We start from the raw sequence: 26,210 nt of genomic DNA, 5'->3' as shown, positions 1-26,210 counted from the left end.
GCCTGTGGAGCAGACGGTCCGTCAGACGGTCTGAACGATGGTGCCGCCGTCCTCGAGTGCGGTGACTTCCCCGGCGGCTGCGGTGGCGTCGGTGACGAGGGTGTGCAGGAGGGCGGCGGGGCCGACGTAGGCATAGGCGGTGTGGCCGAGTTTGCTGCCGTCGGCGGCGGCGATGACGCGGCGGGCGGAGGCGATGCCGGCCTTCTTCACCGCGGCGTCGTCGAGGTCGTAGGCGGTCAGGCCGTCGGCCGCGGTCAGCCCGCAGCAGCCGATGACGGCGGTGTCGAAGCGCAGGGCGGCCAGGGAGGCGAGGGTGAGGGGGCCGGTGAGGGCTCCTTCGGCGGCCCGGGGCTGTCCGCCGGGCACGACCAGCGTGGCCGGGCCGGGTGTCTCGCCGACCAGGTGAATGGCCTGCAGGGACAGGGGCATCACGGTGACGGGCCGCTCGCGCAGGAGGCGGGCGACCTCCAGGCAGGTGGTGCCGCTGTCCAGCAGGACGCTCTCGCCGTCGGCGATGAGTCCGCAGATCCGGGCGGCGATCCGGCGTTTGGCGTCGATCGCCTCGTGGGCGCGCAGCGCGAAGGGCGGCTCCTCGCCCCGGAGCAGCAGGGTGCGTGCCCCTCCGCGGACGCGTTCGAGGACGCCCTGGGCGGCGAGGGTGTCGAGGTCGCGCCGGATGGTCATCTCCGAGGCGCCGGTCAGCTCCGCGAGTTCCTGGACCGTCGCGCCTCCGGCGTCCCTGACGGCCTTCGCGATCAGCCCGTGCCGGTCTGCGTTGCTCATACCGCGATTGAACACCACGGAGAAATGAACAATCCAACTGTTCATTAGAGCGGTTTCCGAACATCGAATATGTTCGTTACGCTGGGCGGTATGGAACGTTCCCTGCGAGCCGCCCGTGTGGCGACCTATGTCTACTTCGTCCTGTACGGCACCTTGTTGGGCACCTGGGTGGTGCACATACCCGCGATCGAGGAACGCGTGGGCATCAGCCACGCCACCCTCGGCGGCCTGCTGGTGGTGCTCGGGCTCGGGGCCTTCGTAGGCATGCAGGTGGCGGGTCCGCTGACCGACCGGCTCGGCACCCGGGTCGTGGTGCCCGCCGGGGGCGTCCTCTGCGGCGCGACCCTGTTCCTGCCCGGTCTCGCCCAGGATCCGTGGACGCTGGCCGGCGCACTGCTGGTCTTCGGACTCTGCAACGGCTGCCTGGACGTGAGCATGAACGCCCACGCCGTTCACGTGGAGAAGGCGTACGGCCGCCCCGTCATGTCCGGCTTCCACGCCACGTTCTCCGTCGGCGGTGTCCTCGCCGCACTCGCCGGAGCGGGCGCGGCGGGCGCCGGCCTGCACCCGGCCGCGGGCATGGCCGCCATGGGAGCCGTGGGTGTGGTGATCTCCCTGGCCTCGGCACGCGCCCTGCTGCCCGCCGCTCCCGCCGTCGAGAGCCCCGGCTCCGCGGAGGCGCCCGGGACGTCACCGGCCGTCGAGCGTGGCGGCAGCACGGGCCGGGTCTGGCTGCTGGCCGTCCTGGCGCTGATGGTGATGCTGTGCGAAGGCGCCGCCAACGACTGGAGCGCCCTGCACATGAAGGACGTCCTGGGTGCGTCCGCCGGCGCGGCGGCCTTCGCGTACGGCACCTTCGCCGCGGCGATGACCGTCGGCCGCCTGCTGGCCGACCGCTTCGTCGCCCGGTTCGGATCCCTGGCGATCCTGCGCCACGGCGCCATCATGGCCGCCGTCGGCATCACCCTCGTGGTGCTCGGCCCGTGGATGTGGGCCGTGTTCACCGGCTGGGCGCTGTTCGGTCTGGGCCTGTCCGGATGCGTCCCGCAGCTGTTCAGCGCGGCCGGGCACGCCGACCCCACCGCCGCCGGGGCCAACGTCTCCCGCGTCGCCGGACTCGGCTACGTCGGCATGCTCGCCGGCCCCGCCGTGATCGGCTGGCTGACCCACGTCGTCGCCCTCAACCACGCCTTCGTCCTGCTGACCCTGCTGTGCGTGACCACCGCCGTGGGCGCGGGCGTCCTGCGCACCGGACCCGACCGCACCCGTCGGCGCGAGATGCCGGCCGACACCCACTGACCGCTTGTGCGGCACGGTCCCTGACAGCCGTGCCGCACAAGCTCTCTTTCCCCGGCCACCCGAGGCCAGGGAGGAACGCCCTCAGCCGACCGAAGGAGTCCCCGATGCCCGAGTCCCACGCACACCCCGCTCGCGGCCGTGTCGGTGTCATGCTGCCGCTCGATCTCCCCGTGGGAGAGGTGCTGCCCTATGTCCGGCGTGCCGAGGAGCTGGGGTTCGACCAGGTCTGGGTGGTGGAGGACCTCGGCTGGCGCGGCGGTGTCGCCCAGGCCGCCACCGTCCTGGCCTCCACCACGAACCTCACGGTGGGGATCGGGATCATGCCCGCCGGCGCCCGCAACGTGGCCTTCGCCGCGATGGAACTGGCCACGCTCGCCCAGCTCCACCCCGGACGGCTCATCGCGGGAATCGGTCACGGCATGCCCGGCTGGATGCGCCAGGTGGGGTCCTGGCCCGCCAGCCCCCTGACGCTGATCAAGGAGTACGCGAGAGCGCTGCGCCTGCTCATCGCCGGTGAGCCCGGCCCCGAGAACGGCCGTTACGTGCGCTGCGAAGGCGTCGTCATCACCGAGACCCCGGACATCGTCCCCCCGGTGATCCTGGGCGTCCGCGGCCCCAAGTCGCAGGCGGTCGCGGGCGAGGTCGCCGACGGACTCCTGCTGGCCGAGCCCGCCGCACCCGGCTACATCACCGCCTCCCTGCGCAACCTGGGCCCCGCCGCCGCGAACTCTCCGGAGATCGTCGTCTACGACGCCGCCGCCGTGGACGACGACGAGGAAGCCGCCCTCACCCGCGTCCGCGCGGCCCTGGAATCGGTCGGTGAGCCGCAGTGGGCCGCGCACATAGACCCCCTGCCCTTCGCCGAGGAACTGCGCGCACACCGCGCCGCCGGCCCCGACGCCCGGCACTTCGCCCGGACGATGCCCGCCGACTGGGTCCGTGCGTTGAGCATCGCCGGCACCCCCGCCCAGGCCCGCAAGGCGATCGACGCCCGTCATGCCGCCGGCGCGACCAGCGTCGTTCTCGCCCCGGCGGGCCCCGACCGCCTGGCCGCACTGGACGCGCTCGCCCGCGCCCTGCCCCACCGGCACTGACCCGAACGCCCCCGACACCCAAGGGAACGGACCCCCATGTCCACCGACCGCCGCATCGTGCTCTTCGACCTCTTCGGGGTCATAGCCCGCCACCAGCGCCCGGGCGCACCGGAGAAGATGGCCGCCCGCTGCCACACCTCCACCGACGCCTTCACCACGGCCTACTGGACCCACCGCCCGCCCTACGACGCCGGCCTGCAGACCGCGTCCGCGTACTGGACCGACGTGCTTCACGCGCTGTCCCGCCCCGCCGACGCCGACACGGTCGAGGAGCTGCGGCTCACCGACATCGACAGCTGGTCCCGGGTCGACGGGCGCATGGTCACCTACGTGCGGAACCTGCGCGAGCGCGCTCGGGTCGCCCTGCTGTCCAACATCCCCGCGGACCACGCGGACGCCTTCCTCGCCGCCCAGCCCTGGCTGCACGACCTCGACCACCTCGCCTTCTCCGGAAGGATCGGCGCCGCCAAGCCCGACCCGGCCGCCTTCCGGCACTGCGTCATCGCCCTGCGGGCCGCACCCGCCGACTTCCTCTTCATCGACGACCGCGAGGAGAACGTCCGCGCGGCGCGGGCCGTCGGCATGGACGGGCACGTCTTCACCGGCCAGGACGAACTCGCGACCGCCGTCGACGCGTGGCTGCCCGGGTTCACGGGCCGGAGTCCGAGTTGAGTGCCGACGGGCGGCACCCGTCCGATATCTCACCATGCGAGACGTCAATACCGAAAAACAAGACGGCTGACATCGTTGCATTACCCATGTTTCAAACGTGAAAGACCGAGCGATGCCCGCACCAGCCACCGGTTCAGCCACCACGCCCGTCAACCCGCGGTCCCGTGTCCTCGTCGCCAGCCTCATGGGCACGACGATCGAGTTCTACGACTTCTACATCTACGCGACCGCCGCGGTGCTCGTCTTCCCCCAGCTCTTCTTCCCGAGCAGCGACCCGACCACCGCGCTGCTGTCGTCCTTCGCGGTCTTCGGCGCCGCGATGGTCGCCCGGCCGATCGGCGCCATCGTCTTCGGGCACCTCGGTGACCGGCTCGGACGCAAAAAGACACTCGTCGTCTCGCTCCTGACCATGGGCATCGCCACGTTCCTCATCGGCGTTCTGCCCACCTACGCCCAGGCCGGCTGGGTGGCCACCGCGCTGCTCGTGCTGATGCGGCTCGCGCAGGGCTTCGCGCTCGGCGGCGAGTGGAGCGGCGCCGCCCTGGTCGCGACCGAGAACGCCCCCAGCGGCAAGCGCGCCCTGTACGGCACCTTCCCGCAACTGGGCGCCCCGCTCGGCTTCATCATCGGCAACGGCCTGTTCCTGGTCATCGGCGCGCTGCTGCCGTCCGCGGCCGGCGCCGACCCCTCGCAGCCCTCGGACGCCTTCGTCAGCTGGGGCTGGCGCATCCCGTTCCTGTTCTCCGCCGTGATGGTCGCGATCGGCCTGTGGGTGCGCTCCCGGCTCGTCGAGTCGGCGGTCTTCGCCAAGACCCGCGAGACCGGCGGGGTGCGGCGGCTGCCGCTCGCCACGGTGGTGCGCAGCCATGGGAAGCAGCTGGTCCTGGGCACCTTCATCATGCTGGCGACCTACGTGCTCTTCTACCTGATGACCACCTTCTCGCTCAGCTACGGACGCGCGGCGAAGGACGGCGCCGTGCCCGGACTGGGGTACGACTACACGACGTTCGTGCTCATGATGATCTTCGGGGTGCTGTTCTTCGCCGCGTTCACCCTGATCTCCGGTCCGCTCGCGGACCGGTACGGGCGGCGCGCCACGCTGATCTGGATCACCGCCGCGATCATCGTCTTCGGACTGGTCTGGGTGCCGCTGATCGAGCTGGGCACGCTCGGCGTGGTGCTGTGGCTGGTCCTCGGCTTCACCCTGATGGGCATGACGTTCGGCCCGATGGGCGCGCTCCTGCCCGAGCTCTTCCCGACCAGCGTCCGCTACACCGGCTCCGGCATCGCGTACAACGTCAGCTCGATCCTCGGGGCGGCGGTCGCCCCGTTCATCGCCGTGGCCCTGTGGGAGGCCGGGGACGGCTCGCCGTGGCTGGTCGGTGTCTACCTCTCGGCGATGGCCGTGCTGACGATGATCGCGCTCCTCCTCGGCAAGGAGACCAAGCACGTCGCCCTGGACGACCGCGAGGCCGTCTCCGCCGACGACGCGACCAGCGCTCCGGCCCCCTCCCCCACCTCCTGAGACCGACCGGCGTTCACCACCGCCGGGTCGCGAGCCTCCTCGCGCCCGGCGTACCGCCGCCGTCGCGGGGCATAACAACAACCCCCGAACCAAGGGAACTTCCGCCCCACCCGCACCAGAGGGAGCCCCCATGCTGCGCGGCATCGACGTGAGCGCCTACCAGTCCTCCTCCTACGGCACCGACGGCCTCTCCTTCGTCTTCGTCAAGGCGACCGAGGGGCGTTCCTACGTCAACCCCAAGCTCGCCGCCCAGACGAAGCGGGCGCGTGATGCCGGACTGGTCGTCGGCTTCTACCACTTCCTGTGGCCAGGGAACCTCACCGCCCAGGCCGAGTACTTCGTCGGCAAGGCCCCGGACCGTCCGGGCGACATCCTCGCCGTCGACTGGGAGACGACCAGCAACGGCACGCACGCGAGCAACGCGGAGAAGGACCTGTTCATCCGCAAGCTGAAGGACCTCCGGCCGAACAACCAGGTGGTGCTCTACTGCAACCGGAACTACTGGCTCACGGTCGACAAGACCTCCTATGCGGGCGACGGCCTGTGGATCGCCGACTACGTCTCCGCGGGCAAGCCCCGCATCAAGGCGAAGTGGCGCTTCCACCAGTACACCGACGACCCGCTGGACAAGAACGTGGCCGACTTCGAGAGCAAGGCGGCGCTGCGGAGATGGGCCGAGGACGCCTGACCGGCCGGGTGCCCTAGCCGCTGAACCCCGGCGTGCGTTCCGGGGACGCCTGCGACAGGGCCCTGGTGACCGCGGACGTGCCGGCGCGCAGGCCGTAGACCGGGGTGTCGGGCTGCTGGCGCCAGGAGTCGTCGATGCCGCCCGCGTCCACCGTGTCGAAGCCGAGGGCGTCGATGAGGTCGCGTACCTTGCGCTTGGCCGGCTCGTCGTCGGCGGCCACCGGGAGGGCCATGCGGTCGGGGTGACCGGGCGGGAGGGGGCGTTCCAGGATGTCCTGGGCGTAGGTGCCGTTGAAGGCCTTGACGACCGGGTGGCCGATCCGGCGTTCCGTCCAGCGGCTCTCGGTGAGGCCGTCGTCCTCGATCGCGGCGATCCTGCCGTCCCGTTGCCTGGGGTAGTAGTTGCCGGTGTCGATGACAGCGACGCCGTCCGCCGCCTCGTCGAGGAGGCCGGACGGCAGGTCCGGGACCGCCTTCAGCGGGACGGTGATCACGACGATCTCGGCGCCGCGCGGCGCCTCCTCGACCGTCACGGGTGTCGCGCCGGTCTCCTCCGCGAGGGCCGTGAGGGTCTGCGGGCCCCGGGAGTTGGCGACGGAGACGTCATGACCGAGGGCGGTGAGCCGCCGGGTCAGATTGCCGCCGATGTTGCCCGCTCCGATGATGCCGATCTTCATGTCCTCGCCTCGCCCTTCCGGGGATCGATAGCGCCCGGGCCTCCTCGCGGAGCCTTCGTGACCAGGGTCAACCTCCGGGGCGGAGGGGCTATTCCGGCTTCCCGGCCGGTGCGAACGGGTCCTCCAGTTCGGCGCGCAGCACCTCGGCCGCTCCGTCCGCGTCGCCGTCCGCCACCGCACGGACGAGCGCCTCGTGGGCGTCGTCGGCGGTGTTCGGGTCGTGGACGCGCAGGCCGGTCAGGGTCAGGAGTTCGATCAGGCCCTCGCGCAGGACCGGGGTGAACTCGGTGAACAGGTCGGCGAGCACCGGGTTGCGGGCGGCGGCGATCACGGCGGCGTGGAAGGCGATGTCCGCGTCGACGAAGGCGGCGTCGTCGGCGGCGGAGGCGGCGCGGCGGCCCTCCAGCGCGGCCCACAGCGCCGTGACGTCCTCCGGTGTGCGGCGGCGCGCGGCGAGCCGGGCGGCGTGGACCTCGACCGCCATACGGACCTCGTAGACGTCGGTCACGGCGGCCCGGCGCAGTCGCGTGGGCCAGTCCTCGACCGGCTCGATCGCGAGGACGAAGACGCCGGCGCCCTGGCGGGGCTGCACCAGCCCGGCTCCCGCCAGGGCGCGCAGCGCCTCGCGGACGGTCGAGCGGCCCACGCCCAGTTCCTTCGCGAGGGTCGTCTCGCCGGGCAGCTTGGTGCCGACCGGCCAGTGGCCGCCGGTGATCTGTTCGCGCAGCCGGGCGGCGGCCTGCTCTACCAGGGGGCTGGGGCGGACGGCGCCGAGCGGCATGTGCTTCACCAACTTGTCTGAGGAGTGGGAGGATTCTACCGAGGTTTCACTTGTCTGAGGAGCTGAGGAGTGGCTAGCGTACGGCGTATGACGTTCCGCGGTCTCCTTCTTCTCGGCTGCCGCGGCGGGGCCTGACGCGACCGGCACCCCGCCGCGGGGCGCCGTGCTGCCGGTCACCGTCCGACCGAGCCGAAGGCCACAGCCGACGATGACCACCACCCCCGCCCCGGCCTGGAACCCCCAGCGCCCGGGCCCCATGCCCTTCCACCGCTACCGCCCCTTCCAGGACCGCGTGCACGTCCCCGCCGCCGGCCGCGACTGGCCCGCGGCCCGTGTCGAGCGCGCTCCCCTCTGGGTCCCCGTCGACCTGCGCGACGGCAACCAGGCCCTCGCCGAGCCGATGGACACGCCCCGCAAGCGCCGCTTCTTCGATCTGCTGACCGGCATGGGCTTCAAGGAGATCGAGGTCGGCTACCCGTCCGCGAGCCGCGCCGACTTCGACTTCGTACGGCACCTGGCGACCGGCGACGCCGTACCGGACGATGTCACGCCGGTCGTGTTCACCCCGGCCCGCCGGGACCTGATCGACCGCACCTTCGAGGCGATCGAGGGGATGCCGAGGGCCGTCGTGCACCTGTACATCGCGACCTCGCCGGTGTGGCGGGACGTCGTCCTGGGGCGGGACCGGACGGAGGTGCGGCGGACCGTGCGGGAGGCCGCCGAGCACATGGCCCGCCGGGCGGACCGGGCCTCGTACGTCCGCTTCCAGTTCTCCCCGGAGACCTTCAACCTGACCGAGCCCGACTTCGTCCTGGAACTGTGCGACGGGCTGACCGAGCTGTGGGACGCGAGCCCGGACCGGCCGGTGACCCACAACCTCCCGGCGACCGTGGAGATCGCGACGCCGAACGTCTACGCCGACCAGATCGAATACGTGCACCGCCATCTGTCCCGGCGCGACAGCGTGATCCTCTCCGTGCATCCGCACAACGACCGCGGCACCGGGGTCGCCTGCGCCGAACTGGCCGTCCTGGCCGGTGCCCAGCGCGTCGAGGGCTGCCTGTTCGGCAACGGGGAGCGCACCGGCAACGTCGACCTGGTGACCCTCGCGCTGAACCTGTACGCCCAGGGCGTCGACCCGATGATCGACTTCCGGGACATCGACACGGTCAGGGAGACGGTCGAGCACTGCAACCGGCTGCCCGTGCACCCGCGCCACCCGTACGCCGGGGACCTGGTCCACACCGCCTTCTCGGGCACCCACCAGGACGCGATCAGCAAGGGTCTGGCCCGGCACGCCGAGCGGGCGCGGGAGCTGGGCGTGCCGGAGCGGCAGGCGCCCTGGTCGGTGCCGTACCTGCCGGTCGACCCGGCCGACGTGGGCCGTTCCTACGAGGCGGTGATCCGGGTGAACTCGCAGTCGGGCAAGGGCGGCATGGCCTATCTGCTGCGCGCCCACCACGGCGTCGACCTGCCCGCGCGCATGCGGCCGGACTTCTCCCGGGCGGTGCAGCGGGCGACGGACGACAGCGGCCGGGAGATGGCGGCGAAGGAACTGTACGAGCTGTTCCGGGCCACGTATGTGGTGGAGGACGGGGAGGTGGCCCTGGAGGCCTGGTCCGTGCACCCGGACGAGTCCGGCGGCGGCCATCGGTTCGTCTGCACGCTGCGGACCGGTGAGCGCACCGGCGACTACGAGGGCACCGGCAGCGGCCCGGTCTCCGCGTTCGTCGACGCGCTGGCCGGGGCGGGAGCCGACGTGGAGGTGCTCGACTTCCACGAGCAGGCCGGTGACGACGGTGCGCACGCCTTCGCCGAGTGCCGTGTCCGCGGTACGACGTGCTGGGGCGCGGGCCGGGACTCCTCGGCCCTGGCCGCGTCCGTCCGGGCGGTGCTGTCCGCGGTGAACCGGGCGCTGCGGTGACGGCGGTCGTTCTGCGCGCCGAGGACGTGGCCGTCGTACGCGAGGGCCTGCCGATCCTTCAGGAGGTGTCCCTCACGGTCCGGGCCGGTGAGCACTGGGCGCTGCTCGGGGCCAACGGCGCGGGCAAGTCCACCCTGCTCCGTCTGCTCGGCGCGCTCGTCCACCCCACCCGGGGCGCCGTGGAGGTGCTGGGCCACCGGCTGGGCCGGGTCGATCTGCGGGAGCTGCGCGCGCACGTCGGGCATGTCGATCCTCGGCATCCGCTCGGCTCGCCGCTGCGGGTACGGGACGTCGTCCTGACCGGCCTGACCAACTCCGTGGAGCCGCTGCCCCGCTGGCGTCCGACGCCGGAGCAGGAGGAACGGGCGGAGCGGCTGATCCGGACGCTGGGGCTGGCGGAGCACCGTGAGGCGCGCTGGCCCACCCTCTCCCAGGGCCAGCGCGGCCGGACGCTGATCGCCCGGGCCCTCATGCCCGAGCCCCGGCTGCTGCTCCTGGACGAACCGGCCACCGGCCTGGACCTGCCCGGCCGGGAGCGGCTGATCGGGGCGCTGGAGGAGCTGCGCCGGGACCATCCGCGGCTGGCGACGGTCCTGGTCACCCACCATCTGGAGGAGCTGCCGCCGCACACCACGCACGCCCTGCTGCTGCGCGAGGGCCGTCCGCTGGCCGGCGGTCCGGTGGGCGAGGTGCTGACGGCCGACCGGCTCGGCAAGTGCTTCGACCTGTCGCTGGCCCTGGAACGGCGGGAGGGCCGCTGGAGCGTGCGCACGGCTCGCGGGGCATGACGAGGGGCCCGGTCCGACCGAGGTCGGACCGGGCCCCTTCGTTCAGGAAGCGGAGCGCCTCCAGCAGCGGGCGACTACTTGTTCAGGTAGGCCCAGAACTCGTCGAAGCTCAGCTGCTTGTCGCCGTCGAGGTCGCGGGTCTTGATGACGACCTCGGCGACGGACTCGGTGACGTTCCAGTCACCCGACCGGGCCAGGGCGGTCTTGAACTCGGCAGCGGTGATGAATCCGTCGCCGTCCGTATCGATCCGCTCGAACTGCTTGCGTGCTTCCTCGATGTCCGCCACCGATCCGCCCCTACTCTCGTGTTCTGCGTCGTGCTGACGCAGGTCAGATTAACTGGCCGTGCGCGCCTCCAGCGCGGCGACCACCCAGGCGAACTCCTCGTCGTGGGTCGGCTGGGGGTCGAGGCCGTTGACGACGGCCTGGAGTTCGCGGTAGCGGGCGACCCGTACGTTGGCCGCGGCCGTGAGGCGTTCGAGTACGGCGGCCCGGTCGGTGTCGCCGAGCAGGTCCCTCAGGATGTCGTCGGCCTCCGGTGCCCCGGGGGCGATGCCGCGCTGCCGGGCGTCGGCCGCGAGCTGTACGAGCCGGCTGACGAACCACAGGGACGAACCGGCCGGGACGTCCGGCCCCCGGTCGGCCGCGTTGAACTCGATCAGCTGCCGCATCTGGGCGCGGAAGCCGGGGTCCTGGATCAGCTCGGCGAGCTCCACCCAGGCGTCGACCTGCTCGGGTGTGGGGTCGTCGGGCAGCTCGGCGGCCGCGAGACGCAGCCTGCGGCGGATGTCCGGGGCGGCCGTGTCGATCCCCTCGAAGACCTCCGCCATGAAGTCCTCGACGATCTGCCGCCGTTCGGCCGCCGAGAGCCGTGCCAGTCTGTTCATGAGTGTCATCTCCTCCGCGCTGGAACCCCGCTTCGCCACCGTCGACAGCACCGCACGGGTCACCTTGAGCGAGCTGATCTGCGCGTCCAGCGCGACCACGTGCGCGGCGGCCACCTGCGCGACCGTCGCCTCGCCGGCCAGGACCCGGCGGACGTCCGCCAGGCCGAGGCCGAGTTCGCGCAGGGTACGGATCAGCTCCAGGCGGGCCACGGACGCGGAGTCGTACAGCCGGTACCCGCCCGCGGACCGGCCCACCGGGGGCAGCGCGCCCTCGTCCGACCAGTAGCGGATGGTGCGCACGGTCAGCCCGGTGACCCGGGCCAGTTCCCCGATGGTGAGAAGTCCGGTGGCTTCGTCGGTCATGTCTGGGAGTCTGGGCCCTCCAGTGGGTGGAGACTCAAGGAGCGCGTCGGTGGCGGACACTCTGCGGGACATTCTGGACGCGGCGGCCCGAGGCGTCTTCCCGCCGGCGGACGGCGGGACGACGATCGTGAACCAGCCCTCGCACCGGGACGCGGGGGTCCTCGCCTTCACGGCCCACTCCGTCGTCTTCACCGACGAGGATCCCGGGTGGATACGCCGGACGCTGGCCGGCACCGACTGCGACGGTCTCGCGGCCACGATGAACGCCCGTTTCCTGGCGGCCCTCATGGACCGCACCGGGCGTACGTCCGACACGATCGACGTGCTGCTGACCGGCGGCGCGCTGCCCGGGGAGCCTCCGCTCGCGTTGACGGAGATCGACGATCCCGGCCATCCACGGGTGGTCTCCGCACGCCGCCGGCGCGACGACGTGCAGGTGTGGGCGGCCGATGGCGGGCTCCTCGTCCTCGGCCGTGGGGTGGCCGGGCGGTGGGAGGTCGCCGTCGAGGTGGTGGAGGAGGCGCGGCGGCGGGGGCTGGGGCGGCGGCTGGTGGAGGCGGCACGGCACCTGGTCGGGGACGCCCCGGTGTGGGCCCAGGTGTCGGCGGGGAACGCCCGTAGTCTGCGGGCGTTCCAGGCGGCCGGCTACCGTCCCGTGGGCTCGGAGGCGCTGCTCAGTGCCAGGGCTCGTAATGCGGATTGCTCTCGCACTTGCTCATGATCTCGGTCTTGGTCTGCTTGTCGACCGGGCAGACGCCGATGATGTACTGCCGGGCGACGCCGCCGGGGAAGGCGACCTCGTGCTGGTCGGCCCACCTGTGGGTGTCGCCGATGGTCTTGTTGACGTCGATGCCGCCGGGGGCGTCGACGTAGTAGTTGAAGCCGGAGCGCCACTGCTTGTACAGGTCGTGGTCGTACGACGTCGACACATACGGGGACGGCTGGTTGACCAGGACGTACTTCTCCAGGTCGTACTGGCCGGCGATGACGTCCTTGGGGTGGAAGCCCTCATCGAAGATGACGGACGGGCCGCGTCCGTCGGCGCGGTAGAGGGTGCCGCAACTGGTGCGCCAGGAGGGTTCGGGGGTGATGCGGTCGACGTCGACACGGCGGTCGGCGGCGGCCTTGATCTTGTCGGTGAACCGGACGGGACAGGCGGTCGGCGCGGGGGCGGCAGCGGCTGTGGCGGCAGCCGTTGCGATGGTCGGGACGGGCGCCTGGACGGGCGTGGCGGCCGTGGTGGTGAGAACGGCCGCGAGGGAGAAGGCGGCGGCAGCGATCCGCCGCCGCAGGGTCATGGTGATCACGAGGGCACGATGGCGGGTCCGCGGCGCCGGGCGTCGGACCCTCACCCGATCAGGGCGTGTCAACTTCCCTTCGGTGGACGGCAGATGGCGCTCACCGGAAAATGCCCGTGTGGCCGAGGGAGTAGCGGCCTGGCTGTGGGTAGACCGCGAGGCCGTGGGGGCCGCTGCCTACGGGGATGCGGGCGAGCTGGGCGCCGGTGCGGGTGTCGATGGCGTAGACCTCGGAGTCGTAGCGGCCGGAGAGCCACAGGACCTTGCCGTCGGCGGAGACGCCGCCCATGTCGGGGCTGCCGCCGTCGGGGAGGTCCCACTTCTTGGTGAGCTTGTTCCGGGTGAAGTCGAAGACGGAGACGGTGCCTTCGCCGCGGTTGGAGACGAACATCTCGCGGGAGTCGCGGCTGACGTAGAGGCCGTGGCAGCCCTTGCCGGTGGGCAGCAGGGTGGGCTCGGTGAACTTGTCGCCGTCCAGGACCCACATGCCGTGGGCCATCATGTCGGCGATGTAGAACCTCTTGCCGTCCGGCGAGACCTTCACGTCCTGCGGCATGGCGCCCTCGAACGGCAGCCGCTGCTGCCCCACGACCTTCATCTTCTCGGTGTCGACCTTGAGCAGCTCGCCGCTGAACTCGCAGGAGACGATGAAGTAGCGGCCGTCGAGGGAGAAGTCGGCGTGGTTGACGCCGTAGCAGGAGACCGGGACCGTCTTCTTGATCTCCATGGTGTGGGGGTCGCGGAAGACCAGCTCGCGGTCGAGGGAGGCCATCACGACCGCGTACTTGCCGTTGGGCGTGAAGTAGAGGTTGTACGGGTCGTGGACCTCCACCTCCTTGCCCGCCTTGCCGGTCTTCGGGTCGATCGGGGTGAGGGTGTGGCCGCGGTTGTTGTTGACCCAGAGCGTCTTCAGGTCCCAGGAGGGCACGACGTGCTGGGGTTGCCGGCCGACTCGGATCGTCTCGATGATCTCGTACGTCTTCGGGTCGATGACGGAGACGGTGTCGGACTCGGTGTTGGGGACGTAGACCCGGGACGGGAAGCCCTTGACCACGGGCGACAGCTTGTTGGGGCGGTCGGCCGCGTAGACGTCCTTCGGGTCGAGGACGGGCGGCATGCCCGGCAGGCCCTGGACGGTCTTCTTCTCGGGCGGGGCGGGCACGGCGGCCTTGGTGGGGCGTGTCTCGGAGGTCCGCTCCTCGCCCTGGGTGCCGCAGGCGGCGAGGACGGCGAGGGCGGCGCCCGCGACGAGGGTGCTCTTGAGGAAGTGGCGGTGCATTGGACCATTTAAGGGGCGTTTCACGGGGAAACCGGTGATTCGCCCGATCGACATCCAGGTGAGTCGTCGCAGGTCACACCCCCGGTCGAGCCCCGGCCGCCACCGGCAGGCGACAAGCGGCCGTCAGCGGTCGACGACCCGCATCTCGAACCACGTCGTCTTTCCCCGGGGCAGCAGATCGACCCCCCAGCGGTCGGCCAGCTTGTCGACGAGGAAGAGGCCCCGGCCGCTGACGTCCATCTCCTGGACCGGCATCAGACAGGGCAGCCCCCGGGAGGGGTCGCGGACCTCGACGCGGATCCAGCCGCGGCGCCGGTGCAGACGCAGCCCGAAGACGCGGGCGCCGGTGTGACGTACGGCGTTGCCGACCAGTTCGGAGACGAGGAGGACAGCTTCCTCGGTGATCTTGGGGGTGAGCCCCCAGTGACGCAGGACCACGACCTGGGTGAGCCGTCTGGCGGTGGCGGCGGACTCGGGGCGGGACGGCAGTGGAACCTCTGCCTCCGTCGGATTGCCGTACAACTCCAGCGCCTTGAGCGCCCGTTCGTCCTCGACGGTCGGCGACCAACGCGCCGCGGCCGCATGTGCGTGTCCCCGCGGCTGTTCCATACCCTCCAGCCCCGCCATGCCCCCCATCATGGCCGTCCAGGGCGCCCGACGGGGCCGTTCCCGGGGAATGGACCCCCCGCGACGGGCCCCGAAACGGCAGTCGGACGGCATGTGCCAGAGGCACTTCGGAGCCTTCCGCAGCCCGTATGACCTGCGGAAACGGCCACTTTCGGGGCAAGCGACAACATTCCCCGACCGGACACGCTTAAGGCTCCCTTAAGGCTGCGATAAACCGCCCCATCGAGGGACCCGGATCAGACGCCGTGTCAATTGCAAGCCCCTGGAGGGGTGTTCACAGGAACTTGGCCTTGCCCGGCCCCTCCTCCACGAAGCTGCGCATGCCGCGCTCGCGGTCCTCGGTGGCGAACAGGCCCGCGAACCAGTTGCGTTCGACGGTCAGGCCCGTCGCGATGTCCGTCTCCAGGCCGGCGTCGATCGCCTCCTTAGCGGCGCGCAGCGCGAGCGCCGGGCCCTGTGCCAGCTTGGCGGCCCAGGCGTGCGCCTGCGCGTACACCTCGTCGGCGGGCACGACCCGGTCCACCAGGCCGATCTCCCTGGCCTCGTCGGCCTTCACCATCCGGCCGGTGAAGATCAGGTCCTTGGCCTTGGAGGGGCCGACCAGACGGGCCAGGCGCTGGGTGCCGCCCGCGCCGGGGATCAGGCCGAGCAGGATCTCGGGCTGGCCGAGCTTGGCGTTCTCGCCGGCGATGCGGTAGTCCGCGCACAGCGCGAGTTCGCAGCCGCCGCCCAGCGCGTAGCCCGTGACGGCCGCGACGACCGGCTTGGGGATACGGGCCACCGCCGTGAACGAGTCCTGCAGCGCGCGGGAGCGCAGGACCATCGCGGCGTGGTCCATCGCCTGCATCTCCTTGATGTCCGCGCCGGCCGCGAACACCTTCTCGCCGCCGTAGACCACCACGGCCCGCACGTCGTCGCGGCGCGTGGCCTCCTCGGCGAGTTCCTTCAGCCGGTCCTGGGTGGCGATGTCCAGCGCGTTCATGGGCGGGCGGTCCAGGCGCAGCGTGCCGACGCCTTCAGCGACTTCGAGAGAGACGGTCATGGGAGCAGGTTAACGGCGACTAACGGCGAGGGCCCCGGTGCTGTCCGTCACACCGGGGCCCTCGTCGTCGGCTCATCGTGAGCCGGGCGCTACTTCTTCCACTTCTCCCACGACATGTTCCAGCCGTTGAGCCCGTTGTCCGGGTCGACGATCCGGTCCTCGGAGTTCTTGACGACGACCACGTCGCCGATCATCGAGTGGTTGAAGAACCAGGCGGCCGGCACCTTCTTGTCCCAGCCGCCGCGCACGTCGCGCAGGCCGATGCAGCCGTGGCTGGCGTTGTACTCGCCGAAGGCGCCGCCCGCCCAGTAGTTGCCGTGCAGGAAGGTGCCGGAGGTGGTGAGGCGGATGGCGTGCGGCACGTCCTTGATGTCGTACTCGCCGCCGTAGCCGACAGTCTCGCCGTTCATCCGGGTCACCGGGAGCATCTCGCTGACGACCATCTGGCCGTTCCAGGTCTCCATGCCGGGCTTGCCGGTGGTGACCGGGATGGTCTTGAACAGCTTGCCGTCGCGCATGACCTTCATCGTGAGCTTCTTGGCGTCCACGACGGAGACCTGGTTGCGGCCGATGGTGAAGTCGACCGTCTTGTCCTGCTCGCCGTAGACGCCGGAGCGTCCCTCGACGCCGTCGAGGTTCAGGTCGACGGTCACCTTGGTGCCGGTCTTCCAGTACTTCTCGGGTCGGAAGTCGAGACGGTCGTTGCCGAACCAGTGGCCCTCGACGTCCACGGCCGGCTCCGTCTTGATGCGGATGGCCTTCTCGACGTCCTCCGGGTTGGTGATGCCCCGGTCGAAGCGGATGGAGAACGGCATCCCGACGCCGACCTTCGAACCGTCCTCGGGAGTGAAGGTGCCGGTGAAGGTGTTCTCCGGCGTCAGCGTGGTGAAGCCCGCGTCCTCGGCGGCCGTGCGGCCCTCGGAGTCCTTCGCGACCGCGTGGACCGTGTACTTGGTGGCGGCGGCCAGATGGCCGGACGGCGTCCAGGTGGCGCCGTCGCCGGATATCTCGCCGTCGACCTTCTTGCCCTTGGCGTCCTTGACCTCGACCTCGGTCAGCTTGCCCTTGGCGGCCGTGACCTTCAGCTTCCCGCTGGTGTCGACGGACTTGGCGCCGTCCTTGGGGGTGATGCTCACGACGGCCTCGGACTGTTTGCTCTGCGCGCTGTCGGAGCCCTTGCCGGTGCCGTCGCCCCCGCCGGCACCGGCCCCGCTCTCCCCGCCGCCACACGCCGTGACGGTGAGGAGCAGCACGCCGAGTATCAGCGCGAGCAGTCCGTGCCTGCCCCCAACCGACGCCCCCGATATCGGTCGCCCGTTCAAGTCGTACTCCCCTCCCCGGGCCTGGTCAGGCCCACAACCCCTGCGCGTCCCCCGCGCCCCGGCGCATAGTAACCACAAGGCACCGGGCACCGGCGGTCCGCGATTGTCACTGTTCCGTCCCAACGGAACGCGGGGTCGATCCGCCCCCTGTCGGACTACTTCACCGCACTGCCCGCTTTCCATGCGTTCCAGCCCATGTTCCAGCCTCCGAGGCCGTTGTCGGGAGAGACCTCCTTGTCCTTGCTGTTGACGACCTCGACGACGTCCCCGATCAGACTGCGGTCGAAGAACCAGCCGGCCGGGGTGGCCGAACCGCCGCCCTTCACATCGCGCAGCCCGATGCAGCCGTGGCTGACGTTGCTCCGACCGAAGACGGTGTGGTCCGCCCAGTAGTTGCCGTGCAGGAAGGTGCCGGAGTCGGTCAGGCGCATGGCGTGCGGGACGTCCGGGATGTCGTACTCGCCCTTGCCGTCGCGCTTCTTGAAGCCGACGGTGGCGCCGTTCATCCGGGTGACGTCGAGCATCTCGGTCACCACCATCTTCCCGTTGTACGTGGTCGTCTCGGGGGCGCCGGCCGTGACCGGCACGGTGGCGAGGGTCTCGCCGTCGCGCCGGACCTCCATGGTGTGCCGCGCGGCGTCGACCACGGAGACCTGGCCGCGCCCGACGGTGAAGGAGAAGGTCTTGTGCTGCAGGCCGTAGACCCCGGGCGCGCCCTCGACGTCGCGCAGGCGCAGGTCGACGGTGACCTGGGTGCCGGGTTTCCAGTAGTCCTCGGGGCGGAAGTCGAGCCGGCTCCGGCCGAACCAGTGCGGGCGGATCTCGACGGCCGGGCGGGAGGTGACCCGCACCGCGCGTTCGACGACGGCGCGGTCGACGATCTCCCGGTTGAACTCCAGGGAGACGATCATGCCGGTGCCGACCGTGGCACGGTTCTCCGGGGCGACGTAGCCGATGAAGCGTTCCTCGGGGACGTACGTCGTGAAGGTGGTGTGCCGGGCCGAGCGGTGGCCGTCGCCGTCCACGGCCACCGCGTCGACCGTGTACTCGGCGGCGAGCCCCAGGCGCTTCTCGTCGGGCTCCCAGGTCAGGCCGTCGGCCGAGACCCGCCCGGGCACCGGGGACTCCTGCGCGTCCTGGGACCGGGTGACCTTCACCGACTCCAGCCTGCCGTCGGGCACGCGCACCCGCAGCGTCCGTCCGGGGCGCACGCCCCTGCTGCCGTCCTCGGGCGAGACCTTGATGACGTCCTCGGGCGCCGGGGGCGCGCCGAACGCCCCCGCGATCCCCCCCGCGTCGTCCGAGGTACAGCCCGTGGCCCCGGCCAGCAGCCCTGCCCATGTCACTACGGCGGCCAGCGCGGCCCTCGCGCGCCGCGCGCGCCCTTGTACGTGCCTCACGGGGTACCCAACGACCGGTCGCGTCCCCGGGAAACGACCATGCCCGCCCCCGGGGAAACGTGAGTGCGACCCACGCTCTGGGCAGAACAGTGGGGAGGACGACGCGCAGGGGAGCCGCGGCCCGGGCCGCAGTACAGGACCGCACCCCTCTGTCCCCCGTCGTTCCACGAGCCGCGGGAGGCTGACAGGTGTCCAGCGCAGCCGAGCAGGAGGCGGTGGCCGGCCATCAGGCCACCGGGAACGGGCGCCAGGCCGCCGCCGCGAACGGCGTACGGCGGCCCGCACCGCCGCCCATGGTGCCCGCCTGGCCGGGCGCGGCGACACCGCTGGGCGCCCGGTTCCGGGTCGGCCCGGACGGGGTGGCGGGGACCAACTTCGCGTTGTGGGCGGGCGGGGCGGAGGGCGTCGAGCTGTGCCTCTTCGACGAGGCGGGCAAGGAGTCGCGGGTCCGGCTCGGCGAGCTGACCCACGAGATCTGGCACGGCTTCGTCCCGGGCGTGCTGCCCGGACAGCGCTACGGCTACCGGGTGCACGGCCGCTGGGACCCGTGGACCGGCGCCCGCTGGAACCCGGCGAAGCTGCTGCTCGACCCGTACGCGCGGGCGGTGGACGGGGACTTCTCGCTGCCTCCCGAGGTGTACGGGCACGTCCGCGACTGGCCGCAGCAGCATGTCGCCGACACCGTGCGCGACGACCGGGACTCGGCGCCGTACGTCCCCAAGGGCGTCGTCGTCCACGATGACGACGACTGGGCCGACGACCGCCGCCCGAAGACCCCGTGGGCGGACTCGGTGATCTACGAGGTGCACGTCAAGGGCTTCACCGCGCTGCACCCGGGCATCCCGGAGGAACTGCGCGGCACCTACGCCGGGCTCGCGCACCCGGCCGCGATCGAGCACCTGGTGAAGCTGGGTGTGACGGCGGTGGAACTGCTGCCGGTGCACCAGTTCGCGCACGAGGACCATCTGCTGCGCCGGGGCCTCGGGAACTACTGGGGCTACAACTCCATCGGCTACTTCGCGCCGCACGCGGCCTACGCGGCCTCCGGGACGAGAGGCGGGCAGGTCGGCGAGTTCAAGCGCATGGTGCGCGCCCTGCACGCGGCCGGGATCGAGGTCATCCTCGACGTGGTCTACAACCACACGGCGGAGGCGGGCGAACTCGGCCCGACGCTGTCCCTGAAGGGCATCGACAACCGCGGCTACTACCGCCTCCAGGACGACCCCCGCCGCTACGCCGACTACACCGGCTGCGGCAACACCCTGCACGTGGTCCAGCCGCAGGTGCTGCGCCTGATCACGGACTCGCTGCGGTACTGGGTGACGGAGATGGGCGTGGACGGCTTCCGCTTCGACCTGGCGGCGGCGCTGGCCCGCTCGATGCACGACGTCGACATGCTCTCCCCGTTCCTCGCGGTCATCGCCCAGGACCCGGTGCTGCGCCGGGTGAAGCTGATCGCCGAGCCGTGGGACGTGGGGTCGGGCGGCTACCAGGTGGGGGCGTTCCCGCCGCTGTGGACGGAGTGGAACGACCGGTACCGCAACGCCGTAAGGGACTTCTGGCGGCACGCGCTGCCGGACGTACGGGAGATGGGCTACCGCCTGTCGGGCTCCAGCGATCTGTACGCCTGGGGCGGGCGCAGGCCGTACGCGTCCGTCAACTTCGTCACCGCGCACGACGGCTTCACCCTGCGCGACCTGGTGACGTACGAGCGCAAGCACAACGAGGCCAACGGCGAGGGCAATCGCGACGGCACGAACGACAACCGGGCCTGGAACTGCGGCGCCGAGGGCGAGACGGACGACGAGGGGATCAGGGCCCTGCGGCGCCGGCAGCTGCGGAACCTGCTGACCACGCTGCTGCTGTCGACGGGCGTGCCGATGCTGGTCGCGGGCGACGAGCTGGGCCGCACCCAGCGGGGCAACAACAACGCGTACTGCCAGGACAACGAGATCAGCTGGGTGGACTGGGGGCTCCTGGAGGATCCCGGGTGGCGTGCCCTGTTCGAGCTGACCTCCCGGCTGATCGAGCTGCGCCACCGGCACCCGGTGCTCCGCCGCCGGGCGTTCTTCTCGGGCCGGGCGCAGACGGCGGACGGGCTGCGCGACCTGGCGTGGTTCACGTCCCGGGGCACCGAGATGACGGAGCGGGACTGGTACGCGCCCGCCGCCACGCTGGGGATGTACCTGTCCGGCCGGGACATCCCGGGCCGGGACGAGCGCGGGGCGCAGATCCTCGACGACAGCTTCCTCGCCGTGCTGCACGCGGGCGAGGGGCCGGTGCGATTCGAGCTGCCGGGGCCGCCCTGGGCGGAGCGGTACGAGGTCGTCGTCGACACGAGTCTGGAGGAGCAGGGGGAGGCGCCGGGCGTGGAGCACCGGGCGGGGACGGAGATCACGATGCCGGGGCGGGCGGTGCTGCTGCTGCGGGTGGCGGGCTGAGGCATCGTTTCGCCCGGTAGGGCTGCCGCTTTGTTGCGGGGTGTTGCGGCGCGTTGCGGGTCCGTGAACTAGGCGGGGATCTTCTTGACCCCGTCGTCGGACGGCTGGCAGCGTCCCTGCTGAGCCGTGGCGCCCCCTCCCTCCTGCTCTCTGACACCCCCAGGACTTCCGCATGCCCGAAATATCCCGTCGTGCCCTTGGTGCCCTCGTCGGTGGTGGTGCCGTGGGCGCCGTCGCCGGTACGGCCACCGGCGCCGAAGCCGTCCCCGCCGAGCGGCCGTTCAGGGCCCGCCCCGGTGCCGGGTCCGGGCGCCGCCCCAACGTTCTCGTCATCCTGGGCGACGACCTCGGCTGGGCCGACCTTTCCTCCTACGGCGCCCCGCACATCAGGACGCCGAACCTGGACCGGCTGGCCCGCCAGGGCGTGCGGTTCACGGACGCCTACTCCGGCTCCTCGACCTGCTCCCCGACCCGCTTCAGCCTCTACACCGGGCGCTATCCGGGCCGTACGAAGGGCGGGCTCGCCGAGCCGATCGCCGACCGATCGCAGGGCCTGGACCCCCACCACCCCACCCTGGCCTCCCTGCTGAAAAAGGCGGGCTACGCCACCGCGCTCATCGGCAAGTGGCACTGCGGCTGGCTGCCCGACTACAGCCCCACCAAGTCGGGCTGGGACGAGTTCTTCGGCAATCACGGGGGCGTGCTGGAGTACTACTCCAAGCTCGGCCAGCTCGGCGACCACGACCTCTACGAAGGGGACGCCGAGTACAAGGACCTGCGGTACTACACGACCGTGCTCACCGAGCGGGCCGTCGAGTACGTCGGCCGGGACCACGACCGGCCCTGGCTGCTCAACCTCAACTTCACCACCCCGCACTGGCCCTGGCTCGCCGAGGGCGACGAGGAGACCGGCGCCGAGATCGCGGCGAAGATCCGGGCGGCGACGTCCCAGGCCGAGGTCAGCAAGGCCCTGAACCACTACGACGGCGGCTCGGTCGAGAAGTACACGCAAATGGTTCAGAGCCTGGACGCGGCCGTCGGCGAGGTGCTCGCCGCCCTGCGCCGCTCCGGGCAGGAGGAGAACACCGTCGTGCTGTTCGCCAGCGACAACGGCGGCGAGCGCTGGTCGTACCTGTGGCCCCTCAGCGGCCAGAAGTTCTCGCTCCAGGAGGGCGGCATCCGGGTGCCCGCGATCCTGCGCTGGCCCGCCCGGATCGACGGCCGTCAGGTCAGCCACGAGCCGAACTTCTCCCCCGACTGGACCGCCACCCTGCTGGAGCTGGCCGGTGCCCGGCCCGACCCGGCGTATCCGCTGGACGGCAAGAGCCTCGCCGGCTATCTGCTGCGCGGCGAACGGCTGCCCGAGCGGGACCTGTTCTGGCGGACGCGCGGCAACCGGGCCCTGAGGCGCGGCGACTGGAAGTACTACCGGGACGCCAAGGGCACCGACCACCTGTACAACCTGGCCGAGGACCAGCGCGAACAGGCCGACCTCGCTCCCGACGAGCCGGAGTTGCTCACCGAGCTGAAGACGTCCTGGGAGGAGACCGCGGCGGGGCTGCTGCCGTACCCGGGCTAGCTAGCCCAGGATGCCTCGCTCGTAGGCGGTGGCCACCGCCGCCGCCCGGTCCTTCACGCCCAGTTTCGCGTAGAGGTGCGTGAGGTGGGTCTTGACCGTGGCCTCGCTGATGAAGAGTTCACGGGCGATCTCGCGGTTGGAGGTGCCCTTGGCGACCAGGCTCAGGACTTCGCGCTCGCGGGCGGACAGGGTGTCGTTGCCGGGGGTGCGGGGAGTGCGGACCGCGGAGACCAGGCGGGAGGCCACGGCCGGGGAGAGGACGGTCCGGCCTTCCGCCGCCGCGCGAACCGCCGCGAACAGTTCGTCCCTCGGGGCGTCCTTCAGGAGGTAGCCCGTCGCGCCCGCCTCGATCGCGGGGAGGGTGTCGGAGTCGGTGTCGTAGGTGGTGAGGACGAGGACCTTGGCGCGGGCGCCGGTGCGGGTCAGCTCGCGGATGGCGTCCACGCCCCCGCCGCCCGGCATGCGCAGGTCCATCAGGATCACGTCCGGGTCCAGGGCGGCGGCGAGCGCGACCGCCTCGACGCCGTTCGACGCCTCACCCAGCACGCGGAAGCCCGGCGCGGACTCGAACATGCCGCGCAGGCCGTCCCGTACGACGGGGTGGTCGTCGACGATGAGCAGGGTGATCGCGGCGGCGTCGTCAGTCATGGCGGACCAACGGTACGCGAGCGGAGACCGCCGTACCGTGGCCCGGCTCGGACTCGACGGTGAGGGACCCGGCGACGCGTTCGGCGCGGGCGCGCATGCCGTCGAGGCCGAAACCGCCCGAGCCGGTGCGTTCGGGGACGGCGAGCGGGTCGAAGCCGCGGCCGTCGTCGCGGATGTCGAGGATGACCTCGTCGCCGAGGAAGGACAGGGTGACACCGACCCGGCCGGCGGCGGCGTGCCGGGCGGTGTTGGACAGGGCCTCCTGGACGATCCGCAGGAGGGTGGCCGCTATCTCCTCGTGGAGTTGCTCGTCGGTGCCGGTGACCGTGAACTCGGCGCGCACCCCGGTCCGTTCGCCCCATTCGGCGACCGTCTTCTTCAGGGCTTCCGGCAGCCCGGCATCGGCCAGCGCCACGGGGGCGAGGTTGTGCACGGAGCGGCGGGCCTCGCCGAGGCTGTGCCGGGCCAGGTCCGAGGCGCGTTCGAGGTGGGTGCGGGCCACGGCCAGGTCGGGGGCGTTCGCGACGACCTGGAGCTGGGCGATGATGCCGGTCAGCCCCTGGGCGATGGTGTCGTGGATCTCGGCGGCCAGCCTCCGGCGCTCGTCGGCGACCCCGGCCTCCCGGGCCTGCACCAGGAGTTGCGCGTGCAGGGCGGCGTTCTCGTCGAGGGCCTGCTGCAGGGCCGCGTTGGTGCGCTCCAGTTCGGTGATGCTGGAGGTCTGGATCCGGGTGCGCTCCTCCTCCCGCGCTGCCAGCTGCCCGAAGACGACCAGCAGCCCGATGTGGACGCAGAGCAGCGCGCCGAACACCGCCCAGTTCAGCGGCCCGTGCAGGGGCATGCCACCGGCCTGCGACCCCGCGATGGTCACCGCGGTCGCCAGCAGCCCGAGTTTGAGCGGGCGCCCCCGCAGCAGCCGGTCGGGGCCGACGAACCCGGCGGCGGCGTAGAAGGCGAAGAACGGGTTCAGCCAGCTCAGCGCGAACCCCAGCCCCCAGCGCACGAAGTAGTAGCAGGCGCCCGGCACCGACGGGGCCAGGGGCCGGCCGCTGGACCAGCGCCCCCACCACAGCTGGAGCACCACCGCGGCACCGACCAGGACGACGGCGACGCACCGCTCCACCGTGGTCATGCCGACCGCGTCGACCGTGGCCGCGGAGAGCACGGTGCCCGCCGCGAGCATCCCGTACGGCCCCCAGCGGAAGTACGCCGCCCACCGCTGCTCCACACCCGCCACGTCCGTCATGCCCACAGTGTCGGCCACGGCCGTGTCCCCTCCCCGGGCGCCGGTCATTCCCAGCGGAACCAGCGCGCGGCCGACGCCGAGAGCACCGCGGTCCACGCGGCGAGGACGGCCAGGTGGCCCCAGCTCGGCCAGTCGCCCGCGGCGGCCTGGTCCAGGGCCCGTGCGGCGGCGCCGAACGGGGTGCACTGGACGATGCGGCCCAGCAGGTCCGGCATGGCCTGCACGGGCACCCACACCCCGGCGCAGAACATCATCGGGAAGAACACGGCGGTGCCGATCGCGGTCGCGATCTTCGTCGTGCGGGCCCGTGCCGAGATCACCGCGCCCAGCGAGATGGCGGCGAGCACGGCGAGGAGCAGCGCGAGCAGGTATCCGACGGGCTGTTCGGGCAGCCGTACGTCCCAGGCGAGCCGTCCGACGAGGAGCGTGAGCAGCGCGGATGCCAGGGCCGCCACGCCGTTCACCAGCATCTGGGCGGCCAGCAGGGCCGAGGGGCGGACGGGAGTGGTGGAGAGCCGGCGCAGGATGCCGTTCTCGCGGTAGCCGGTGAGGGTGGGCGGCATCGCCTGCACCCCGGCCATGATGAGGGCGACCAGCACGCAGACGGGCACGTAGACGTCGACGATCCGCAGCCCGCCGAGTCCGTCCTGCGCCTCGCGGAAGGACGGCACGGAACCGAGGATGCCCAGCAGCAGGGCCGGGAACAGCAGGACCCAGAAGAGACTGCCCGGCTCACGCCGGAAGAGCCGGAACTCGCTGCGCAGAACAGCGGGGTTGATCAGGGCCGTGCTCATGCGGAGGCCTCCGTGAGGTCCAGGAACGCGTCGTCCAGCGTGGCGTCGGTGACGCGGAGTTGACGGGCGGTGATGTGGTGGCGGGCGAGCAGCGACAGCACGGCGTTGACCGTGTCGTCCGTGCCGGACAGCGTGATCCGGCCGTCCTTGTTCTCGACGGCGACCAGGGCGGGGAGCGTTTTCAGCTCGCGGTCGTCCAGGGGTGTGGACGGGGTGAAGCTGATGACGGTGGCGCCCGCCGAGCGGCGGATCAGCCCGGACGGGGTGTCCAGGGCGGCCACCCGGCCCTTGTCGATCACGGCGATCCGGTCGCAGAGCCGCTGCGCCTCCTCCATGAAGTGCGTGACGAGCAGGACCGTGACGCCTCCCGCCCGGACGTCCTCGATGAGCTGCCAGGTGTCGCGGCGGGCGCGCGGGTCGAGGCCGGTGGTGAGCTCGTCCAGGACGACGACGCGGGGGTCGCCGATCAGGGCGAGCGCGATGAACAGGCGCTGTTTCTGGCCACCGGACAGCTTGGCGAAACGGGTGGTCAGCTTCTCCTCCAGGCCGAGGCGTTCGGCCAGCGGGCGCCAGTCGACGGGGCGCGGATAGAACGCGCTGTAGAGCTCCAGCGCCTCACGGACGGTGAGTTTGGGCTGGAGCCGGCTCTCCTGGAGCTGGGCGCCCAGGACCTGGGCGACCCGCTCGTGGTCGGCGACCGGGTCGAGGCCGGTGACGCGGACGCGGCCGGAGTCGGGGACGCGCAGGCCCTCGACGCACTCGACGGTGGTGGTCTTGCCGGCGCCGTTCGGGCCGAGGACGCCGAAGATCTCGCCCTCCTCGACGGCGAAGGAGACGCCGTCCACGGCCGGGCGGCCGGCATAGGCCTTGCGCAGGTCGGTGACTTCGATGACGGACATGGACCGAGGGTCCCGGTGCGGCGGGTCCGCGCACATCGCCCGTCGCGCTCGAACGGGCATCAGCCGATCGGCTGATGTCCGCCCTACGACTCCCCGAACACCCAGGTCGTAGGACCAAGGACGGACCCGGACTCGGAGAAAACTCGGTGGGCAGT

25 protein-coding genes are annotated in these 26,210 nt (G+C 71.7%); 10 read left to right on the top strand and 15 right to left on the bottom strand.

What is annotated here, in order from left to right; translation table 11 throughout:
• Positions 1 to 21: 21 nt before the first annotated feature.
• The gene (locus tag ACFT4A_RS34830; protein WP_382838494.1) at positions 22 to 783 is read right to left on the bottom strand and encodes a DeoR/GlpR family DNA-binding transcription regulator; all 762 of its coding nucleotides are present in this window, start codon (positions 781 to 783) and stop codon (positions 22 to 24) included.
• 90 nt (positions 784 to 873) lie between these two features.
• Here ACFT4A_RS34830 and ACFT4A_RS34825 point away from each other — a divergent pair, with 90 nt between their 5' ends.
• From ACFT4A_RS34825 to ACFT4A_RS34805, 5 genes are all read left to right on the top strand, one after another.
• Positions 874 to 2,082 carry an MFS transporter gene (locus ACFT4A_RS34825; RefSeq protein ID WP_382838491.1) on the top strand — a complete coding sequence of 403 codons (1,209 nt, stop codon included), beginning with the start codon at positions 874 to 876 and terminating at the stop codon, positions 2,080 to 2,082.
• 104 nt (positions 2,083 to 2,186) lie between these two features.
• The gene (locus tag ACFT4A_RS34820; protein ID WP_382838487.1) at positions 2,187 to 3,176 is read left to right on the top strand and encodes an LLM class flavin-dependent oxidoreductase; all 990 of its coding nucleotides are present in this window, start codon (positions 2,187 to 2,189) and stop codon (positions 3,174 to 3,176) included.
• Between the two features lie 36 nt (positions 3,177 to 3,212).
• The gene (locus ACFT4A_RS34815; protein ID WP_382838484.1) at positions 3,213 to 3,848 is read left to right on the top strand and encodes an HAD family hydrolase; all 636 of its coding nucleotides are present in this window, start codon (positions 3,213 to 3,215) and stop codon (positions 3,846 to 3,848) included.
• A 112-nt stretch (positions 3,849 to 3,960) separates the two neighbouring features.
• Complete coding sequence (locus tag ACFT4A_RS34810; protein WP_382838481.1) at positions 3,961 to 5,373, top strand: MFS transporter; 1,413 nt, start codon at positions 3,961 to 3,963, stop codon at positions 5,371 to 5,373.
• Between the two features lie 130 nt (positions 5,374 to 5,503).
• Positions 5,504 to 6,061, top strand: a complete 558-nt coding sequence (locus tag ACFT4A_RS34805) for a glycoside hydrolase family 25 protein (protein ID WP_382838478.1) — start codon at positions 5,504 to 5,506, stop codon at positions 6,059 to 6,061.
• A 13-nt stretch (positions 6,062 to 6,074) separates the two neighbouring features.
• On the opposite strand, the gene ACFT4A_RS34800 is transcribed toward ACFT4A_RS34805, so the two are convergent.
• Positions 6,075 to 6,737, bottom strand: a complete 663-nt coding sequence (locus ACFT4A_RS34800; RefSeq protein ID WP_382838476.1) for an NADPH-dependent F420 reductase — start codon at positions 6,735 to 6,737, stop codon at positions 6,075 to 6,077.
• A gap of 88 nt (positions 6,738 to 6,825) precedes the next feature.
• A complete protein-coding gene (locus ACFT4A_RS34795) occupies positions 6,826 to 7,518 on the bottom strand; it encodes a FadR/GntR family transcriptional regulator (RefSeq protein ID WP_382838473.1) in 693 nt (230 codons plus the stop codon).
• A 208-nt stretch (positions 7,519 to 7,726) separates the two neighbouring features.
• Here ACFT4A_RS34795 and ACFT4A_RS34790 point away from each other — a divergent pair, with 208 nt between their 5' ends.
• Both ACFT4A_RS34790 and ACFT4A_RS34785 read left to right on the top strand, forming a co-directional pair.
• On the top strand, positions 7,727 to 9,442 hold the full coding sequence (locus ACFT4A_RS34790; RefSeq protein ID WP_382838470.1) for a 2-isopropylmalate synthase: 1,716 nt from the start codon (positions 7,727 to 7,729) through the stop codon (positions 9,440 to 9,442).
• On the top strand, positions 9,439 to 10,230 hold the full coding sequence (locus tag ACFT4A_RS34785) for an ABC transporter ATP-binding protein (protein WP_382838467.1): 792 nt from the start codon (positions 9,439 to 9,441) through the stop codon (positions 10,228 to 10,230). The genes ACFT4A_RS34790 and ACFT4A_RS34785 overlap by 4 nt, the downstream gene beginning before the upstream one ends.
• A 74-nt stretch (positions 10,231 to 10,304) precedes the next feature.
• Here ACFT4A_RS34785 and ACFT4A_RS34780 read toward each other — a convergent pair whose 3' ends face one another.
• Entirely contained in the window at positions 10,305 to 10,517 is a 213-nt protein-coding gene (locus ACFT4A_RS34780; protein WP_189727755.1) for an EF-hand domain-containing protein, read from the bottom strand.
• A 48-nt stretch (positions 10,518 to 10,565) separates the two neighbouring features.
• Entirely contained in the window at positions 10,566 to 11,480 is a 915-nt protein-coding gene (locus ACFT4A_RS34775) for a MerR family transcriptional regulator (protein WP_382838462.1), read from the bottom strand.
• Positions 11,481 to 11,529: 49 nt separating this feature from the next.
• Between ACFT4A_RS34775 and ACFT4A_RS34770 the strand changes: the two genes are divergently transcribed.
• Positions 11,530 to 12,201: a GNAT family N-acetyltransferase gene (locus ACFT4A_RS34770; RefSeq protein ID WP_382838460.1), complete on the top strand. Its 672-nt coding sequence runs from the start codon at positions 11,530 to 11,532 to the stop codon at positions 12,199 to 12,201.
• Here the strand turns inward: ACFT4A_RS34770 and ACFT4A_RS34765 are convergent.
• From ACFT4A_RS34765 to ACFT4A_RS34740, 6 genes are all read right to left on the bottom strand, one after another.
• Positions 12,155 to 12,787, bottom strand: coding sequence for an ADP-ribosyltransferase (locus ACFT4A_RS34765; RefSeq protein WP_382838457.1), 633 nt, complete (start codon positions 12,785 to 12,787; stop codon positions 12,155 to 12,157). The genes ACFT4A_RS34770 and ACFT4A_RS34765 overlap by 47 nt on opposite strands.
• Before the next feature lie 91 nt (positions 12,788 to 12,878).
• Complete coding sequence (locus ACFT4A_RS34760; RefSeq protein WP_382838454.1) at positions 12,879 to 14,057, bottom strand: YncE family protein; 1,179 nt, start codon at positions 14,055 to 14,057, stop codon at positions 12,879 to 12,881.
• Between the two features lie 123 nt (positions 14,058 to 14,180).
• Positions 14,181 to 14,684, bottom strand: coding sequence for an ATP-binding protein (locus ACFT4A_RS34755; protein WP_382581168.1), 504 nt, complete (start codon positions 14,682 to 14,684; stop codon positions 14,181 to 14,183).
• Between the two features lie 274 nt (positions 14,685 to 14,958).
• On the bottom strand, positions 14,959 to 15,726 hold the full coding sequence (locus tag ACFT4A_RS34750; protein WP_382838451.1) for an enoyl-CoA hydratase/isomerase family protein: 768 nt from the start codon (positions 15,724 to 15,726) through the stop codon (positions 14,959 to 14,961).
• A gap of 89 nt (positions 15,727 to 15,815) precedes the next feature.
• Positions 15,816 to 17,048, bottom strand: coding sequence for an Ig-like domain-containing protein (locus ACFT4A_RS34745; protein WP_382838448.1), 1,233 nt, complete (start codon positions 17,046 to 17,048; stop codon positions 15,816 to 15,818).
• A 155-nt stretch (positions 17,049 to 17,203) separates the two neighbouring features.
• Positions 17,204 to 18,448 carry an Ig-like domain-containing protein gene (locus tag ACFT4A_RS34740; protein WP_382838444.1) on the bottom strand — a complete coding sequence of 415 codons (1,245 nt, stop codon included), beginning with the start codon at positions 18,446 to 18,448 and terminating at the stop codon, positions 17,204 to 17,206.
• Between the two features lie 188 nt (positions 18,449 to 18,636).
• Between ACFT4A_RS34740 and glgX the strand changes: the two genes are divergently transcribed.
• Together glgX and ACFT4A_RS34730 are read left to right on the top strand one after the other, a co-directional pair.
• Positions 18,637 to 20,889: a glycogen debranching protein GlgX gene (glgX, locus tag ACFT4A_RS34735; RefSeq protein ID WP_382838441.1), complete on the top strand. Its 2,253-nt coding sequence runs from the start codon at positions 18,637 to 18,639 to the stop codon at positions 20,887 to 20,889.
• A gap of 172 nt (positions 20,890 to 21,061) precedes the next feature.
• Positions 21,062 to 22,468 (top strand): sulfatase, encoded by a 1,407-nt coding sequence (locus ACFT4A_RS34730; RefSeq protein WP_382838438.1) that lies wholly within the window; start codon positions 21,062 to 21,064, stop codon positions 22,466 to 22,468.
• Here the strand turns inward: ACFT4A_RS34730 and ACFT4A_RS34725 are convergent, their stop codons facing one another.
• The 4 genes from ACFT4A_RS34725 to ACFT4A_RS34710 are packed head-to-tail and all read right to left on the bottom strand — an operon-like array spanning position 22,469 to position 26,055.
• Positions 22,469 to 23,116, bottom strand: coding sequence for a response regulator (locus tag ACFT4A_RS34725; protein WP_382838436.1), 648 nt, complete (start codon positions 23,114 to 23,116; stop codon positions 22,469 to 22,471).
• Positions 23,109 to 24,362, bottom strand: coding sequence for a sensor histidine kinase (locus ACFT4A_RS34720; protein ID WP_382838538.1), 1,254 nt, complete (start codon positions 24,360 to 24,362; stop codon positions 23,109 to 23,111). Before ACFT4A_RS34720 ends, ACFT4A_RS34725 begins: the two co-directional genes overlap by 8 nt.
• A gap of 44 nt (positions 24,363 to 24,406) precedes the next feature.
• Entirely contained in the window at positions 24,407 to 25,156 is a 750-nt protein-coding gene (locus ACFT4A_RS34715) for an ABC transporter permease (RefSeq protein WP_382838435.1), read from the bottom strand.
• Positions 25,153 to 26,055, bottom strand: coding sequence for an ATP-binding cassette domain-containing protein (locus tag ACFT4A_RS34710; RefSeq protein ID WP_382838432.1), 903 nt, complete (start codon positions 26,053 to 26,055; stop codon positions 25,153 to 25,155). Before ACFT4A_RS34710 ends, ACFT4A_RS34715 begins: the two co-directional genes overlap by 4 nt.
• Between the last annotated feature and the right edge of the window lie 155 nt (positions 26,056 to 26,210).

Source organism: Streptomyces sp. NPDC057099 (assembly GCF_042671245.1).
In the GTDB taxonomy this organism is placed as follows: domain Bacteria; phylum Actinomycetota; class Actinomycetes; order Streptomycetales; family Streptomycetaceae; genus Streptomyces; species Streptomyces purpurascens.
Note: the sequence above shows the minus strand (reverse complement) of the source record. Positions and strands in the feature narration are given on the sequence as shown.